The sequence below is a fragment of the Winogradskyella sp. genome (assembly GCF_003712105.1).
Taxonomy (GTDB): domain Bacteria; phylum Bacteroidota; class Bacteroidia; order Flavobacteriales; family Flavobacteriaceae; genus Winogradskyella.
In genome coordinates this window covers 319,329-335,861 of record NZ_RHLG01000003.1, presented here as the reverse complement: position 1 = coordinate 335,861, position 16,533 = coordinate 319,329, and the positions used below count along the sequence as shown (strand labels likewise).

Here is a 16,533-nt window from a genome sequence, read left to right as displayed (position 1 = left end):
GACGTATTTTAATTACAAAAATCGCAATTAAAATTAAAAAATACTATAAAGTTAAGTGTATCTTTGCGTTTCAAAATTTGTATATGGATTCATCACAAAAATCGGAAGCATTCTATAAAAAACTCAAGACTCAGTTGCAAGATACTGCACTTTGGCCTACAGAGTATTTGTACAAGTTTATTGTAAAAACAGACCCTGATAAAATTAAAAAACTTGAAAATTTATTTGATAATCTTGGCGCTGTTATTAATACTACTGAATCTAAAAATGGTAATTATACAAGCGTATCTATAAACCTACGTATGAAGAACCCAGATCAAGTTATTGCCAAGTATAAAGAAGTTGCCGAGAAAATAGAAGGTGTAATTTCGTTATAATTTTAGTTTACCAATACAAAATTTTGTACTTTGCGACAGAACCAGTGACTGCAGGTTCGTTATTTTATTACTACACATTTTTACAATTTTGATAGACGATTTAGAATACAATACAGAACGTGAGCATTTAATTATTCCGGAGTATGGCCGTCATTTACAGAAAATGATTAATCATGCTAAAACTCGCGAAACAAAGGAAGAACGAAATAGATTGGCAAAAGCAATTATCTCTGTCATGGGAAATTTACAACCTCATTTGCGAGATGTGCCTGACTTTCAGCACAAGCTTTGGGATCAGTTATTTATCATGGCTGATTTTGATATTGATGTAGATTCTCCTTACGACAAGCCTATTAAGGAAGTGCTTCAGGCGAGACCCGAGCCATTAAAATACCCTCAAAATCATCCAAAGTATCGTTTTTATGGAAATAATATAAAAACAATGATAGATGTAGCGATAACTTGGGAAGATGGCGAAATGAAAGATGCTCTGGTTTATACCATAGCTAACCATATGAAAAAATGCTTCTTAAACTGGAATAAAGATACAGTTGAAGACAGCGTTATTTACGACCATCTTTTCGAACTGTCTGAAGGAAAACTTAACCTTAAGAATAGCACTGAAGATTTAAGCGATTCTAGTAGTCTCTTACGCACTAAATCTAAGTATGGTAATAAAGGCGGTAAAAAGAATAAAAAGAAATATTCCAATAATAGAAAACGCTATTAATAATCAATGGGAACATTTAAAATAGAAGGTGGTCATCAGCTAAAAGGTGATATTACACCACAAGGTGCTAAAAATGAAGCATTGCAAATATTATGCGCAGTTTTATTAACACCAGAAACAGTTACTATTGACAATATCCCAGACATCGTAGATGTAAATAAGCTTATAAAGTTATTAAGTAATCTCGGTGTTGAAGTTAAAAAACTTGCGCCAAATAAGTATTCATTCAAGGCAGAGAATATTAACCTTAACTATCTAGAATCTGAAGCTTTTAAAGTTGAAGGACGTGGTTTAAGAGGTTCTATCATGATTGTTGGACCATTATTAGCAAGATTTGGAAAAGGCTATATACCAAAGCCTGGTGGTGACAAAATAGGTAGACGTCGATTAGACACCCATTTTGAAGGTTTTATTAAACTTGGTGCTTCATTTAGATACAATAGAGAAGATTACTTCTATGGTGTCGAAGCCAAAGAATTAAAAGGTACCTATATGCTTCTCGACGAAGCATCTGTTACTGGAACTGCTAACATTGTCATGGCAGCCGTACTAGCAAAAGGTAAAACAACCATTTACAATGCAGCTTGCGAACCATATTTACAGCAACTCTGTAAGATGCTTAACAGAATGGGAGCAAAAATATCTGGTGTCGGCTCTAATTTACTAACTATTGAAGGTGTTAAAGCTCTTAGTGGTACAGACCATAGAATGCTTCCAGATATGATTGAAATAGGAAGTTGGATAGGTCTTGCTGCAATGACTAAGAGTGAATTGACTATTAAAAATGTAAGCTGGGACGATTTGGGTGTTATACCAAACGTATTTAGAAAGATTGGAATTACAGTTGAACGAAATGGTGATGACATCTATATACCTGAGCATAAAGATGGTTATGAAATACAAAGTTATATTGATGATTCAATATTAACTATTGCAGATGCACCGTGGCCAGGTTTTACGCCAGATTTGTTGAGTATAGTCTTAACGGTACTAATACAAGCCCGAGGAAGTGCAATTGTGCATCAGAAGATGTTTGAAAGTCGATTATTTTTTGTCGATAAATTAATTGATATGGGAGCTAAAATTATTTTGTGTGATCCACACAGAGCAACCATTATTGGACATGACTTTAAATCTCAGTTAAAGGCAACAACTATGACATCGCCAGATATTAGAGCCGGTGTTTCCCTTTTAATTGCAGCACTCTCTGCTAAAGGCACGTCTACGATTCATAATATTGAGCAAATAGACCGTGGTTATGAGAATATTGATGGTAGATTACGTGCTATAGGAGCAAAAATAGAACGACTATAAAATTCTAGTTTTATATTAAAATGAATAAAAAAAGCTCTGATAATCAGAGCTTTTTTAATTGTTTTTTGAAATGGTTATTCCGTCTAAGACATGCATGTCTTAATTTTGTAACGGCAGACTTTTTGTTTTATTGTGTAAATTCTTAAAAAATTAGTTTAAAGCTGTTTTATACACTTCAAGACAACGTTCTCTAGCAAATTTATGGTCTACAATAGGATGTGGATATGTCAATTCTTCAAAATCTGGCACCCATTTCTTAATATAGTTTAGCTCTTTATCAAATTTTTGAATTTGAGATGTAGGATTAAAGATTCTAAAATATGGTGATGCGTCAACTCCTGAACCAGCAACCCATTGCCAGTTACCTACGTTACTAGCCATATCATAGTCATGCAATTTTTCGGCAAAATAAGCTTCGCCCCAACGCCAATCTATAAGCAAATGTTTACACAGAAAACTTCCTACTAACATTCTCACACGATTGTGCATAAAACCTGTTTCATTAAGTTGTCGCATACCAGCATCTACTAATGGATAACCTGTTTTGCCTTCGCACCATTTCTTAAATTCATGGGCATTGTTTCTCCACTCTATTCTATCGTATTTAGATTTAAAAGCTTTATTATGAGTATGCGGAAAATGCCATAAAATTTGCATAAAAAATTCTCGCCATATCAACTCTTGCCAAAAGATTTCGTTTTCTTCGGCTATAGCTTTTTCGATCATTCGTCTTACACTGACTGTACCAAACCTAAGATGAGGTCCTAGTCGTGATGTTGCATCTTTGCTCGGAAAGTTCCGCGTAGCTTCGTAATTTTGAATGAGCTCCGGAGTCACTTCATATGGTGCAATCTTTTGTTCGGTTTCTTCAAATCCTATGTCGTTTAAGGTAAGATTTGGGAAATTGACTTGCTTTAGAGTATGATGTAGATTATTTTCTGATGGAAAAAACTTTAATTCTGAGTTTTTAAATGTTTCTTTCCAAACCCGCATGTATGGTGTATATACTACATATGGATTACCATCTTTTTTAACAATCTCATTTTTTTCAAAAATAACTTGGTCTTTATATGTATGAAACCTGATGCCATTTTTAGTTAATAAGGCTTCAATTTCAATATCGCGTTTAGTGGCATAAGGTTCGTAGTCATGATTGGTATAAACATTTTGTATTTCGAATCTTTCTGTTAGTTTGGTAAAGACATCAATTGGTTTACCATGAAACATCCCAATACCACTGTTATGCTCATCTTGTAGTTGCTTATTTAAGGCTTGCAAAGTATCATGAATGAATGATACTCGTGCATCTTGCCTTGGAAGTTTGTCTAAAATTTTAGAATCGAATATAAAGATAGGTAATACCGGTAAGTCGCCATCTAAAGCATTAAATAAACCGGTATTATCTTGTAATCGCAAATCTCTTCTAAACCAAAATATATTTATTGGAGATTTCATATTAGTATTTTCCGAAGAGTTCTTCTAATTTCTTAGTTCTGTAGTTGAATATTTCCTCTAGTTTAGGTTTAACTAAAAATGGGTGAACTAATTGCCCAAGTATACCTAAAGGAATTTTATAATCTATAATGTCTTCCATTTCAACACCACCATTAATCTCTTTTATAAAGTGTTTATGATGCCATAATGCATATGGACCAAAACGTTGCTCATCTACAAAATATTCCTTGTCTTTAACATGTGTAATTTCTGTAACCCATTTCGTTTTTATGCCCATAACGGGTGTTACTATATATTGGATGATTTGACCAGGAAACATAGGTCTATCTGCTCCAGATAGTATATTAAAACCCATATAATCTGGTGTTATGGTTTTAAGATTTTTAGGGCTAGATAGAAACTCCCAAGCTTGGTCAACAGTTATGGGTAAGTTTTGTTTTTTGTGAAGTGTATATATTTTCATTACTAATTATTAAAAACTATATATCCATTTAGCGATGTAGCAATACAAAGCCAAATAATATATGGTAGTAATAGATATTTAGCGTGTTTTAATCGGTCGTTTCTAAAGGTAATGAAGTAATATATAATTACCAGTAATAGCATTATTATTACAATTAAGCCAAATTTAGTAAAGTGCTGGTTGAAGAATATCCAATTCCAGCTTACATTTAGTATGACTTGAAACGTGTAAAGTGACCATAAAAATTTTGATCCTCTATCGTAAAATAGCTCTGCCAAATACCACGAGAAACAAATCATTATTAGTGTCCATGCGTATCCAAAAACTAGCCCTGGTGGTTCCCAAGGTGCTTTATTAAGGTTAATATACCATTGTCCAGTAGTTTCGCCATTCATGAGCCAAATTCCCAGAGCAAGTCCACCAAAATTTATAATCAAAAAGATTAAAAAATAGTAGAGCTTTTTCAATTTAACTAGATTTTAAAGCAGTTATTTGATCTAGAACCTTTTGCGCTTCACCATATTTTTTATCACTTTCTGCTCGATTAGTAGTTGAGAGCTTATGCCAATCAGACATTAACTTTTCATACTTTTTTTGAAGTTTTTCAGCTTCAGATACTTTTTTAAATAATCCTAACATAGCTTTTATTTTATATGTTTTGTTATTCTTGAATTTGTAGGTTTTGTAATGGAGAAATAGAAGTCTATTAATTCTCCTTTTTCACTAACAAGATATTTCTGAAAATTCCATTTAACAGATGTGTTCAGTTTACCATTCAAGTCTTTGTTTGTTAACCAAGCATATAATGGATGCTGGTTAAATCCTTTGACATCAATTTTTTCAGTGATTAGGAATTTCACGCCGTAATTAACCTCACAAAATTTTTGAATATCTTCAGGACTTCCTGGTTCTTGAGCGCCAAATTGATTACATGGTACACCAATAATAGCCAATTCGTTGGGATACATATCTTGTAACTCTTGTAACTCTTTATATTGAGGCGTAAATCCACATTTGGAAGCAACATTTACAAACAATATGTATTTACCTCTATAGTCATTTAAATCTACAGGTTGACCTTGTAAATTATTGATTTCGATATTATATATGGAAGCGTTTGCTTTAACTGAAGTATCAACTTCTGCTCCTGAAATGGTATTAACTAGTACTTTTAGGGGATTCATTGTAATTAAATTTTAAAGTTTACTATACCACAGTCCATTTCAAATATCTGCCCTGAAATTGATGCCGCTTTTTCTGATGTGAGGAACGTTGCCATATCTGCAACTTCTTGTGGTTGTAAATATTTTTTGAGCGGATGACGTTCATTCATGTTTTCTATCATCCTTTCATTTCTTAATAATTTTGAAGCTAAATCTGTATCAGTAACAGTAGGAGCAATGGCATTAACACGAATAGTAGGCGCTAATTCTGCACCTAAAGATTTGGTTAATCCATCTATTGCAGATTTTGAAGCAGCCACGCTAGCATGAAATGGCATGCCTAGTTTTGTTGCTACTGTACTAAAAAGTAAAATAGAAGGATTATTTCCATTTTTAAGAAGTGGTAAATACTTGTGAATAGTTTTTACTGCTCCAAGGACGTTAATTTCAAAATCATTTTTAAAGTCTTCAAGACTCAACCTATTTATAGGCTTAAGATTAATACTTCCTGGACAATAAATTAAAGTGTCCGCTTCTTGAATATCAGGTAAATTATCATTGATAATATCACAACTGTAGTGTGTTAAATTAGTGTGAGATTGAGTAGGAGCAGTCCTACTAATATTTATAACCTTGTTAGATGGAAGTAAAGCAGATAAAATGGCATTGCCAATACCTTTACTTCCACCAACAATTACATATGTCTTCATATACTAAGCAGCAGTTAGTGGACGACCTTTAAGTCGTTTTTCTATTTTTTGTTTTATTACTGTTAGGCGCTTCATTAAGTCCATTAACTTAATATCTTTCTGTTTTTTGTAAACTTCATTAACACCTAGGATAATTTCTTTTGCTTCTCTAGCTGCTAAGATCCTATCACTTGTAGTTTTAAATGAAAACTTTCTGTTTTCAAACTCATTTGCTCTTTCTAGTATGTCCATGGTCTAATTGTTTATGTAATTTTGTAATTCAACTATTTTTTGCGGTGTGTTGAACTTTCCACCGTAATATGTTGTCACAGTAGATGAAGTGTCATCCTTAACACCTCTAGAAGACACACATAAGTGTTTCGCATCTATAATTACTGCTACATCTTCTGTTTCTAAAACTGTTTTTAATTCATTAGCTATTTGCTCCGTTAGGCGTTCTTGCACTTGTGGTCGCTTAGCATAGTACTGAACAATTCTATTTAACTTTGATAAGCCAATGACTTTACCTGAAGAGATATAAGCCACATGTGCTTTTCCAATTATCGGAACAAAGTGATGCTCGCAGTTAGAATAAAATGTAATATTCTTTTCCACTAGCATCTGGTTGTATTGATATTTATTATCAAACAATGCAACTTTTGGTTTGTTCTTTGGGTTTAATCCTGAGAAAATTTCTTCGATATACATTTTGGCAACTCTATCAGGTGTACCTTTTAATGAATCGTCAGCAAGGTCTAAACCTAAAACGTCCATTATTTCGCCAAATAAAATTGAAATACGTTCTTTCTTCTCTTGGTCAGACATGTCAAAAGCATTAGGCTTCATTGGTGTGTCTAAACTTGTAAATAAATGGTCATTGCCAATGTCATCAATGGTAAGACCATTTAAGGAGTGACCGTTTTGATTAGGAATTGTTTTTGTTTCCATCTGTTCTTTTTTATGTGCTGTCTTTAAGGACTCCAATCTTAAATCAAAGCACGGTTAACGTTTTGATATAGAGTTATTTGTTATTGTTCTTTGTCTTGAGCATTTAAATCTGCCTTTGTCAAAGTTTCTTTTCTTGCTATGTTTTGTAGCTCTTCCTTGCACGCGTTCTCTCCACAATCTAAAGCTACTTGGCTTTAATTCTTTTCGCATTAATTGAATGACTTCTTGCTCCTTTAACCCAAATTGAAATGTAATTGCATCAAAGGGTGTTCTATCTTCCCATGCCATTTCAATAATTCTGTCAATTTTTACATCATCCATAATCGATAGCTTAGGGCATTGCAAATTGCATATCGTACTTCACCTTTTCATTCAAAAGCTTATCAAAAAACTTTTTATTCTCTTTAAATGTTTTGTTATTTCTAAAGTGAACAAATCGTCCTTGGGCATGAATGCTAGAACCATTAGTCTTATAAATGACCAATTGATAATATGGTATTACCCATGTAAAATTCTGCAGACCTTTGTTAATAAATACCAAAATGCCTTGAGGACGTAATTCGATATTACCATAATTTATATCTGCTACTGAATTCATTAGTCCATGCATATTTGGGCTTACTTCATCAATAATCATTCGCTTTGAGCCCACACCATTTAATTTCAATTTCTGTACCAAACTAAAAGGACTGCCAACTAAGTCATTGATCATTTGTTTGTGGTCAGAACTATGATGTGTTGTGTTCAAAATCATACTCAAATCTACAAAATGTTTAACATTAATTAAAAAAAGTTAAACAAAATTAACAGAGAATTAAGAGTGTAAGAAAAACTATATGAAAATCAGTCAGTTACTCGTTGCGTAACATTCGGTTTCTATCTGCTATAGTATGTCGTTTTAAAATCCGAAAACTTTCTTTTTTCACTTCTGGATCTTTCTTTAAATTCCAAAGAATATCACTGGCTCGTTTTCTGTTTTCTTTTATGTCTACTATAGGTAAAGGATAATCTTGCCCTAGTTTTAAACCGTAAAATGTTTGTTCCATCTCTGTCATTAAATAAGGTTCATGTACAAAAGGTGTATCTAAGTGCGCAAGTTCTGGAACCCATTTTCTAATGAATATTGCTTCTGGGTCATGGTTAAGTCCGTTTGTCGTTGGATTGTAAATTCTAAGGTTGTTTATTCCAGTTTCTCCTGCTTGCATTTGTAATTGCGGAAAATGAATACCTGGCTCAAAATCCAAAAATTGTTGGGATAGGTGTGTGGTTGCAGCTTGCCATGGTTGCCATAAAATATGTGTAAAGAATGAGGCAAGCATAGCACGCATTCTAAAATTAACATAACCAGTTTCTATTAAGCAACGCATACTAGCATCTACAAGAGGAAACCCGGATTGACCTTCTTTCCATGCTTTTTGGTAATTTTTAGATATACTCTTTTTAAGTTTATGGTAACCTTTATTAACACTAGCATGTTCCATAGTATGTTCCATTTCAAACTTTTGAATAAAATGAGCTTGCCAACGTAATCGTGATAAAAAAGCGGCAATATGTCTTTTATCTTTACTCTTTTCTTTTACGTCTTTACCTATTTGAAATACCTGCCGAATAGAAAGATTGCCCCAAGCTATATATGGAGATATGCGACTACAACTTGTTCTAGAGTTTTCAGGTTTTGAAATATTAAACATGTAGTCTTTATGACGATGTTCAAAAAAGGAATTAGCATATTTCCATCCAGTTGTTGAGCCACCTTTTTGGAAACTTGTATCTACGGGTGTAGTTAAGTCTGTAACTGATAAAAAGCCTTCTAAACTCTTAATTTCTTCTAGATTTAAGAATTGATTATCACTTGGTTGAAATATCTCTAAATCTTGACACATATAGTCTTCCCAATTTTCAAACCAATTGTCTCTATTTACTAAACCACGTTCGACACCATTATTTTTGTTTTCTTCCCAATTAATAAAGTTGTTTCTACAATATCTTGTAAACTCCTTATCTCTGTTGTAAGTAACTAGTAATCCGGTTTCTACATGTGAGTAAACCGTATTAATTTTATAAGCTTCTTGGATACTATTAAAGGCGTTAGCGATGTCACTTGTTACTGAAAGCACTTTTGTGTTATGAGCTTCTAACTCAATATTAATATCTCTAATTGATTCTTTAATAAAATTGAAATGGCGCTCACTATAATGACTATCATTTAGAAGTATATGCTCAAAAACATAAAGTACGAGTACACGCTTATTGGACTTCAATGCATTCGTAATTGCTTCATTGTCATGAAGTCTTAAATCGCGCTTTAACCAAACTACATTTATCGTTTCTTTAGTTGTCATTGTCTAATTTTTCAAAAAAGATTCGGGCATTCTCTAAATGAGCTTCTCTTGTTTCAATTGTCATTTTATCAAATGTTCTTATCAACATTCCTAACCTTGGATTACTAAGAAAGAAATCACGATGCTTATCCATAAATGTCCAGAATAAACCATCCCAAGTTTTTTGCCATTCATCTTTAGAATAGTTGCTCATTTTCATAATGTAATTACTACTGCTTATATAAGGTTTAGTTGACATTAAGCCACCATCTGCATATAAACTCATACCATATACATTAGGAACCATCACCCAATCGTAGGCATCAATAAAAAGCTCCATAAACCATCTATATACTTCGTCAGGGTCAAACTCACAAAGCACCATAAAATTCCCTAGTATCATTAAACGCTCAATATGATGCGAGTATCCAGTTTTTAAAACCTTTTTTATAACATCATCTATGGGTTTAATGCCCGTAAAACCGTCATAAAAAGATTTAGGAATTTTACGATTAAAACCCCAAAAGTTTCTGGTGCGTTCTTCTGTGCCTTTTACTTCATAAACACCTCTGATGAATTCTCGCCAACCAAGAATTTGTCGTACAAAGCCTTCGGTAGAATTTAAAGGAATGTCATGTTTTGAAGCATAGGATATGGCTTCTTCAATTACATATTTGGGTTCGAGCAGTCCAACATTGATTAATGGAGAAAGCACACTATGATTTAAGAAACAGTCTTCCTTTACTATAGCATCCTCATAAATGCCAAACTCATGGAACCTAATTTTAAAAAACTGTTGCAGCCAATCGTTTGCACTTTCATAGTTTATGGGATATCGTACAAAATCTGAAATTTCACCGTAGTTATCACTAAAATTAGCATTGACATAATGTGTTGCTTCTTTATGAAACTCTGTTTCGTCAGGAAAATGAATACTTGGCGGTACTTTGCCTTTAGGATATTTTTTTCGGTTATCAGTGTCATAGGTCCATTTCCCGCCTACAGGCGTACCAGCGTCCATTAAAATATTTCGTTTTTTCCGTTGCTCTTTGTAAAAAGCGGTTTGAAAAAATTTCTTTTTTGAAGCTTTAAAGAAAGAACTCAACTCATCTTTTGTATTGATAAATAGTTGGTTTTCGTACGAGATTATATCAAGGTTAGATTTGAATACATTTATTCTTTTTTCAAGCCAATTATCCGTTGGATTTATTATATGAAGCAGCTCAATACCTTTCTCGATTAGAATTGGAATGAACTCCCTAATATCTGAAATATCATTGTTAGCTTCTATGTAAATTACGTTTTTGCCTTTGCTTTGTAAATAATCCTCGTAGGCTTTCATAGAAGCACGATGAAAGGCTATCTTATGTTTATGAAATTTATATTGCTTAAAAAATAGATATTCCTCAACCAGATATATATCACAATCTAATCCTAGAATTGGAGAATTCTTGAATAATTGGTGCGGAAATATGATGGCTACCTCTTTCATATTTTAAAATAGACTTGGCTGTAACCAAAGTTTTCTGAATTTACCATTAGTATCGTAACGCTCGGCTTGCAATTGCACATTGAATTTTCGATCCCTAGGGTCATTGCCAACACCAGCCACATACATCCAATTACCATAATTACTATGCACATCGTAATCAATTAATAGTGACTCGAAATAAGCTGCACCAATGCGCCAATCGAGTTCAAGTTCTTTAGCGAAGTAAGATGCTACATTTTGCCTTCCACGATTACTCATCCAACCAGTTTCTTTAAGCTCAATCATATTGGCATTCACAAAATCTGAGGATGTTTCGCCATTAATCCATTTTTGAATTAATTTTTGATGAGACGACCATTCATAATCCTTCTTTAAAATACCCTCTAATCTGAATATTTGGTTGCCATGTTTCATAGAGATGTATTTGAAATAATCTCGCCAAATCAATTCAAAAATCAGCCAGTATGTAGATTGATTTTTAAAGAGCTCTTTTTCAAACTGTTTTACATTCCAATAAATAGTTGTAGCCGATATGCTGCCATTTGCTAACCAAGGTGAGAATTTTGAGCTGTAATCGACTCCAATGAGTCCATTCCTTGTTTTTTTATAAAACCCCAATTTTTTCGTAGTGAAGAAATAATCTTTTAACCGACGAAGTGCTTCCGTTTCACCACCTTTAAATGGAAATGCTGAATGGGCATTGGTCTTAAAATCTTGAAACCCTAAATCTGAAAGTGATGGAATAGAAGTATTATTCTCAATACGGTTTGAAGACGGCAATTTTTCAATCTTAACCTCTTCTCTTATGGCTATATACTTTTCGAGCTTTTTTCTGAAAACAGTAAACACTTGTGGCGTGTTTGACACTTCGAAATTAATATCGTCCGGATGATACAAAAACTGATTGTATATACTTTTAAAATTGACATTTTGCAATTTGGATTTAACTGCGTTCTCTGTTTCTATTTCTTCTTGTGTCCATTCCTTTTGTAGGTAGATGTTACCTACATTAAAATCCTCAACAAGGTTTGGAATAATATCTTCTGGTGATGCATTATAAATAAGTAAGTCTATGTTTAACTTATCGAGATTTTCCTTTAAATCAATAATCGTTTCTAATAGAAATCTCGCCCTATACTTTTCAGTTTTTTTAAAGCCAAATTTGTCAATTGCGCAATGCTTGGGGTCAAAGCAGTACACACCTATCACGCGACTTCCATTTTTGCAGGTTTTATTTAATACAACATTATCTTGTACTCGTAAATCATTTCTGAACCAAACTAAATTAGTTGTCTCTGTCTTTTGCATCTTTCACTACAATATTTTACGTTTTCCCAATCTCTTTCCCATTTTTTACGCCAGCTAAAAGGTCGCTCACAAGCAACACATATTTTTTGGGGCAGATGTTGTTTTTTTATTCCTTTTGGCACTTCTTTAATTTTTATGGACTAAAGCATTTATCATACCCTTGAAAACGAAGGCATGAAATGGTAATACTGAGTACCAGTACAATCTTCCCCAAACACCTTTTGGTCTGAAAACAGCGCGCTGATAGAGTTTATTTTTCACAATTTTGAATTCTAACCAAGCTTCACCGGGTAATTTCATTTCAGCAAAGAGTAGAAGCCGTTTTTCTTTTTTATCAGCAAAAAGAACACGCCAAAAATCTAGTGGATCGCCAGGTTCTAAATAAGTATCATGCGTTCGACCGCGGCGCAAACCAACACCACCAAAGAGCTTATCTACGTAACCTCTCATTTTCCAAAGACGATTAAAGCTATACCAGCCATTTCTACCGCCAATGCTCCAAATACGATTTAAAGTGTAGGTCTCATCTTCTATTTCTCTCGACCTTACGTCTTTAAAGCATCCGTAATGCGGCAATTCTATATGTTTGGATAATTGATCTTTAAATACACCGCTGCTTACGGCGTCTTTCCAACTCGAAATCACTGAGTTTTGCTGTATCTTTTGAAATGCCAAATTCACAGCTGTCTTATAGGTCATTGGGTTAATTGCGATTATAGAGTTGATGCCGCTGGGCTTACCAATGACTTCAACCTTCATGCTATCTACTAGCGCAGTAGCCAATTGGTAAGATGTCGAGGTTACAAAATATAACCAGTAAGAAGATAGCTTTGGTGTTAAAACGGGCAATGTATAGATATAGCGTTTTAAACCTCTTACTTCCGCAAACTGAAGTAGCATTTCTTTGTAAGTCAATATCTCTGGTCCAAAGACGTCATACGATTTATTGTATAGTTCTTCTTTTTCTAATGCATTAGACAAATAGGTGAGTACATCTCGTATACCAATAGGTTGTGTTTGAGTATTCAACCATTTTGGGGTAATCATTAATGGTAATTTCTCAACAATGTCTCTAATAATTTCAAAGGAAGCGCTACCGCTACCAACTATAATTCCTGCCCTAAAAGTTGTTAGTGCATAACTGTTAGATTTTAATGTTTCTTCGACTTGTAACCGTGATTTTAAGTGCTTTGATAATGAATTGTCATTTACAATTCCACTTAGATAAATAACCTGTTTGCAATGGGTTTTGCTAACCAGATTTTTAAAGTTTTCAGCACAGGTTTTCTCCAATTCCTGAAAATCCGAACCTGATGTAGACATAGAGTGAATTAAGTAATAAGCGGCATCAATATCTTTTGGAATACTAGCTAAATCAGGTTGAAGAAAATCTACTTTTATAAAAGTGCATCTAGGATGCTCTTCAATTTCGTCTGGAATTCGCTCCATGTCTCTTACACAGCATACTAATTCATGGTTATCCTTGAGCAATTGAAGTGCCAATCGCTTAGCTATATAACCCGTTGTTCCGGTAAGTAAGATTTTCATTGTTTGTGTTCTTCAAAATTCAGCCATCACGATGAGCAAATCCTTCTTTAGGACGCTGGTATTCTAATCTAGTTTTTAATTCAGGAACGGCGTAAGCATCTAAACCATTTATTGTTGCAACCTTTCCTTTAGATAAATTAATGAAGCCATCTTTTTCTAAAAGGGTATTTTCAACATAAAGCTTCTCTATTTTCCCAACTAGTAAAATGGTGTTGTTTGCTTTAATATGATATTCTTCCTCATATTGCATTGCAATTTGTATTGGGCAACCTTTTACAAATGGTGCAAAAAAATCTTCTTTAAATTCTTCGTTTAGATTAGTAACATCAAACTCTGAAATTGATTTATCGTATTTAGCTGAAGTATGGTGCGCGTCTTCAATTATATTTTCATGAATATGATTGATAGTGTATTTTCCTGTAGCTTTTATATTGTCATAGGTATGTCTAATAACTGTTGTAGGTCTTAGAAAAACTCCTAAAAGCCCTGGATTAGACCCCATGTGAGTTAATGAGCTAAAAACGGCTAGATTGGTATTACCATCACTGTTTTGGGTACCTATAAGATTTGCTGATTTATATCCTGAGCAACTATTTATTAAGTTGATGCGATATAAATGATGCATGTTATCAATATCTTCTAGGCTAAACGCTTTCATTATATCTTACTGAAATTATTGATTTTAACGTTTTGAGCTTTTAAATCAAACATTAGATTATATAAGCCAAAGAATGTTCTGTTTATGTATATAAAATGCTTCGAGCCTCTATTAGCATTCATCTTGCGCAGCTCGGTATTTTGAGAATAACGCTGTCCCATTTCACCGACCTTGTTGAAAAATTCAGGATTAGAAAAATCGAACGTATCATTATGAAAGGGCTGAGTAAAAAGGCTTAAAAGCTCATGAAACATTTCTGTAAAAAATGCCACTTCTTCTTCTGTATCATCTTCTCTAAGTATCTCTAGCTCATATAATTTTTGATTAAAATAATCTGGGTTTTCTAGACTCTCTTTTTTGGACAACTCAAAATATGGCACATAGAAACTTTCAGGAATAGCTTTCATACAACCAAAATCTAAGGCTATTAGCTCACCATCTTTAGAGACTAGAAAATTACCAGGGTGCGGATCAGCATGGACCTTTTTAAGCACATGTATTTGATACATATAAAAATCCCATAGAGCTTGCCCTAGTTTATTTGACAGCTCCTGATTTTTATTATGCGCTACAAATTCTGACAAATGCTCACCTTCCATGAAATCCATGGTTATGATGCGCTCAGATGAAAGCGTTTCATAATAATTGGGGAATGTAATATTTTCTAAATGTTTACATGCATCGACAACAGCTTTACTCTGTTCTAACTCTAAGATATAATTGGTTTCTTCGATGAGTTTATCTTCAACTTCTTTAAAGTACTTATCTGAGTCTTTTCCTTTAATGTTGAACATTTTGATCGCAATTGGCTTTACAATTGCTAAATCGGTTGATATACTTTCGGCAACCCCAGGATATTGAATTTTCACAGCAAATTTTTTCCCATCCTTTTCAGCAAGATGGACTTGGCCAATACTGGCCGCATTGACTGAGGTCGCATTGAAAGTATCGAACAATTCGTCAGGATGTTTTCCAAAATATTTTTTAAATGTTTTTATCACCAATGGTGGTGATAATGGTGGCACTGAGAATTGTGATAATGAAAATTTTTCGACGTAAGCTCTAGGAAGAATACTTTTTTCCATGCTTAGCATTTGTGCTACTTTTAGAGCACTGCCTTTAAGTTTTTTTAGGCTATCGTATATGTCCTCTGCGTTACTTTTATCCAAACGCTCCTTGGCTTCATCAGAGGGATTTACAAGTTTATCGCCGTAGTATTTTATATAGTTAACTCCAAGTTTGGCACCAGTGGAAACGAGCTTTGTAGCTCTAGAAATCTTGGATGTAGGTATGTTATCTATGGTTTTCATTTATATTTAATCTGATGATTTAAATTGTTCTTTGTAAATAAATTTTCCAAAATCAATGATACTTTTCAAGGCTGTTGTGTCTATTAAATCAAAGCTGGCTTTGATGGATTTCTCGATGTAAACATCTGTTTTTTCAAAGGCTTCAGACGTATCATCTAACCAAAACTTCAACGTTGCATAAAGTTGAATCCATGCCGATTCTCTAATGGCTTTTTTTTGTATATTCTCAATATTCTGCTGTTTAAAGTCTATCGTATCTATATCTAGTAAATCTATAAACTTTAAAACGTTAGCCTTTAACTTTTTTAATACGTTAGGAGTAGAGAAGTAAAGACCACATCTATCTAGTGAAATCTCCACATATTCTCTATTCGCAGTTAATATTTCAAAAAACGTATAGTAGAAACTCAACAATTTATCTTTTGCCTCGAATGCATGGTAGTCTTCACTTTTATTTAGTAATGAGACTGTATTATCAAAAAATATTTTAAAAACATCTTGCTCTAAGTCTTCAAAAGAGTTGAAATGTTTGTCAAAATCTTCAATTTCGATATCATGCTTTTCAATAAAATATTCTATCGACTTGGGTGTTTTACCATTACTTTCAACATACTCCATGTAGTAAGTAATGATGTCTATTTTTTCAATTGATTTTTTACTGGACATTTTTTAAAATACTATGTAAAGATACAAAATGTTTAATCTTTTATTTAAAAAGTTAAACAATATTTAACAACGTTGTTTATTACTATAAAGC

Annotated in this window: 21 protein-coding genes; 3 read left to right on the top strand and 18 right to left on the bottom strand. The window is 33.3% G+C overall.

All coding sequences use genetic code 11. The annotated features are described in order from the left end of the window. The first annotated feature begins 83 nt into the window (after nt 1–83). The 3 genes from ED556_RS09465 (at nt 84) to murA (ending at nt 2,421) form a co-directional block, all read left to right on the top strand. A complete protein-coding gene (locus ED556_RS09465; protein ID WP_296322684.1) occupies nt 84–377 on the top strand; it encodes a DUF493 family protein in 294 nt (97 codons plus the stop codon). A gap of 88 nt (nt 378–465) precedes the next feature. After that, nucleotides 466–1,107 carry a DUF4290 domain-containing protein gene (locus ED556_RS09460; RefSeq protein ID WP_296322680.1) on the top strand — a complete coding sequence of 214 codons (642 nt, stop codon included), beginning with the start codon at nt 466–468 and terminating at the stop codon, nt 1,105–1,107. A 6-nt stretch (nt 1,108–1,113) separates the two neighbouring features. Further along, nucleotides 1,114–2,421 (top strand): UDP-N-acetylglucosamine 1-carboxyvinyltransferase, encoded by a 1,308-nt coding sequence (murA, locus tag ED556_RS09455; protein WP_296322677.1) that lies wholly within the window; start codon nt 1,114–1,116, stop codon nt 2,419–2,421. A gap of 150 nt (nt 2,422–2,571) precedes the next feature. On the opposite strand, the gene ED556_RS09450 is transcribed toward murA, so the two are convergent. The 18 genes from ED556_RS09450 to ED556_RS09365 form a co-directional block, all read right to left on the bottom strand. Continuing rightward, nucleotides 2,572–3,876 (bottom strand): deoxyribodipyrimidine photo-lyase, encoded by a 1,305-nt coding sequence (locus tag ED556_RS09450; protein ID WP_296322674.1) that lies wholly within the window; start codon nt 3,874–3,876, stop codon nt 2,572–2,574. Nucleotide 3,877: 1 nt separating this feature from the next. Next, nucleotides 3,878–4,339, bottom strand: a complete 462-nt coding sequence (locus ED556_RS09445; RefSeq protein WP_296322671.1) for an SRPBCC family protein — start codon at nt 4,337–4,339, stop codon at nt 3,878–3,880. 2 nt (nt 4,340–4,341) lie between these two features. Further along, on the bottom strand, nt 4,342–4,806 hold the full coding sequence (locus ED556_RS09440; RefSeq protein WP_296322668.1) for a TspO/MBR family protein: 465 nt from the start codon (nt 4,804–4,806) through the stop codon (nt 4,342–4,344). Nucleotide 4,807: 1 nt separating this feature from the next. Continuing rightward, nucleotides 4,808–4,978: a Lacal_2735 family protein gene (locus tag ED556_RS09435; RefSeq protein ID WP_296322666.1), complete on the bottom strand. Its 171-nt coding sequence runs from the start codon at nt 4,976–4,978 to the stop codon at nt 4,808–4,810. A 5-nt stretch (nt 4,979–4,983) separates the two neighbouring features. Then, entirely contained in the window at nt 4,984–5,523 is a 540-nt protein-coding gene (locus ED556_RS09430) for a glutathione peroxidase (RefSeq protein WP_296322663.1), read from the bottom strand. Nucleotides 5,524–5,528: 5 nt separating this feature from the next. Beyond that, on the bottom strand, nt 5,529–6,212 hold the full coding sequence (locus tag ED556_RS09425; protein ID WP_296322660.1) for an SDR family oxidoreductase: 684 nt from the start codon (nt 6,210–6,212) through the stop codon (nt 5,529–5,531). 3 nt (nt 6,213–6,215) lie between these two features. Then, the gene (locus tag ED556_RS09420; protein ID WP_296322658.1) at nt 6,216–6,443 is read right to left on the bottom strand and encodes a hypothetical protein; all 228 of its coding nucleotides are present in this window, start codon (nt 6,441–6,443) and stop codon (nt 6,216–6,218) included. 3 nt (nt 6,444–6,446) lie between these two features. Beyond that, a complete protein-coding gene (folE, locus tag ED556_RS09415; RefSeq protein WP_296322655.1) occupies nt 6,447–7,139 on the bottom strand; it encodes a GTP cyclohydrolase I FolE in 693 nt (230 codons plus the stop codon). A 54-nt stretch (nt 7,140–7,193) separates the two neighbouring features. Beyond that, nucleotides 7,194–7,460 (bottom strand): TIGR03643 family protein, encoded by a 267-nt coding sequence (locus tag ED556_RS09410; RefSeq protein ID WP_296322653.1) that lies wholly within the window; start codon nt 7,458–7,460, stop codon nt 7,194–7,196. A 10-nt stretch (nt 7,461–7,470) separates the two neighbouring features. Then, a complete protein-coding gene (locus ED556_RS09405; protein WP_296322650.1) occupies nt 7,471–7,893 on the bottom strand; it encodes a hypothetical protein in 423 nt (140 codons plus the stop codon). Nucleotides 7,894–7,990: 97 nt separating this feature from the next. After that, the gene (locus tag ED556_RS09400) at nt 7,991–9,481 is read right to left on the bottom strand and encodes an FAD-binding domain-containing protein (RefSeq protein WP_296322647.1); all 1,491 of its coding nucleotides are present in this window, start codon (nt 9,479–9,481) and stop codon (nt 7,991–7,993) included. Further along, nucleotides 9,471–10,952, bottom strand: a complete 1,482-nt coding sequence (locus ED556_RS09395; RefSeq protein WP_296322644.1) for a cryptochrome/photolyase family protein — start codon at nt 10,950–10,952, stop codon at nt 9,471–9,473. The genes ED556_RS09400 and ED556_RS09395 overlap by 11 nt, the downstream gene beginning before the upstream one ends. A gap of 3 nt (nt 10,953–10,955) precedes the next feature. Further along, nucleotides 10,956–12,260 (bottom strand): DASH family cryptochrome, encoded by a 1,305-nt coding sequence (locus tag ED556_RS09390; RefSeq protein WP_296322642.1) that lies wholly within the window; start codon nt 12,258–12,260, stop codon nt 10,956–10,958. Further along, nucleotides 12,233–12,370, bottom strand: a complete 138-nt coding sequence (locus ED556_RS09385; protein WP_296322773.1) for a DUF2256 domain-containing protein — start codon at nt 12,368–12,370, stop codon at nt 12,233–12,235. Before ED556_RS09385 ends, ED556_RS09390 begins: the two co-directional genes overlap by 28 nt. Before the next feature lie 16 nt (nt 12,371–12,386). Further along, entirely contained in the window at nt 12,387–13,808 is a 1,422-nt protein-coding gene (locus ED556_RS09380; protein WP_296322638.1) for an SDR family oxidoreductase, read from the bottom strand. Nucleotides 13,809–13,827: 19 nt separating this feature from the next. After that, the gene (locus ED556_RS09375; RefSeq protein WP_296322636.1) at nt 13,828–14,466 is read right to left on the bottom strand and encodes a flavin reductase; all 639 of its coding nucleotides are present in this window, start codon (nt 14,464–14,466) and stop codon (nt 13,828–13,830) included. Continuing rightward, nucleotides 14,466–15,776: an AarF/UbiB family protein gene (locus tag ED556_RS09370; RefSeq protein WP_296322633.1), complete on the bottom strand. Its 1,311-nt coding sequence runs from the start codon at nt 15,774–15,776 to the stop codon at nt 14,466–14,468. Before ED556_RS09370 ends, ED556_RS09375 begins: the two co-directional genes overlap by 1 nt. A gap of 6 nt (nt 15,777–15,782) precedes the next feature. Beyond that, a complete protein-coding gene (locus ED556_RS09365) occupies nt 15,783–16,442 on the bottom strand; it encodes a TetR family transcriptional regulator C-terminal domain-containing protein (RefSeq protein ID WP_296322630.1) in 660 nt (219 codons plus the stop codon). Nucleotides 16,443–16,533 lie beyond the last annotated feature (91 nt).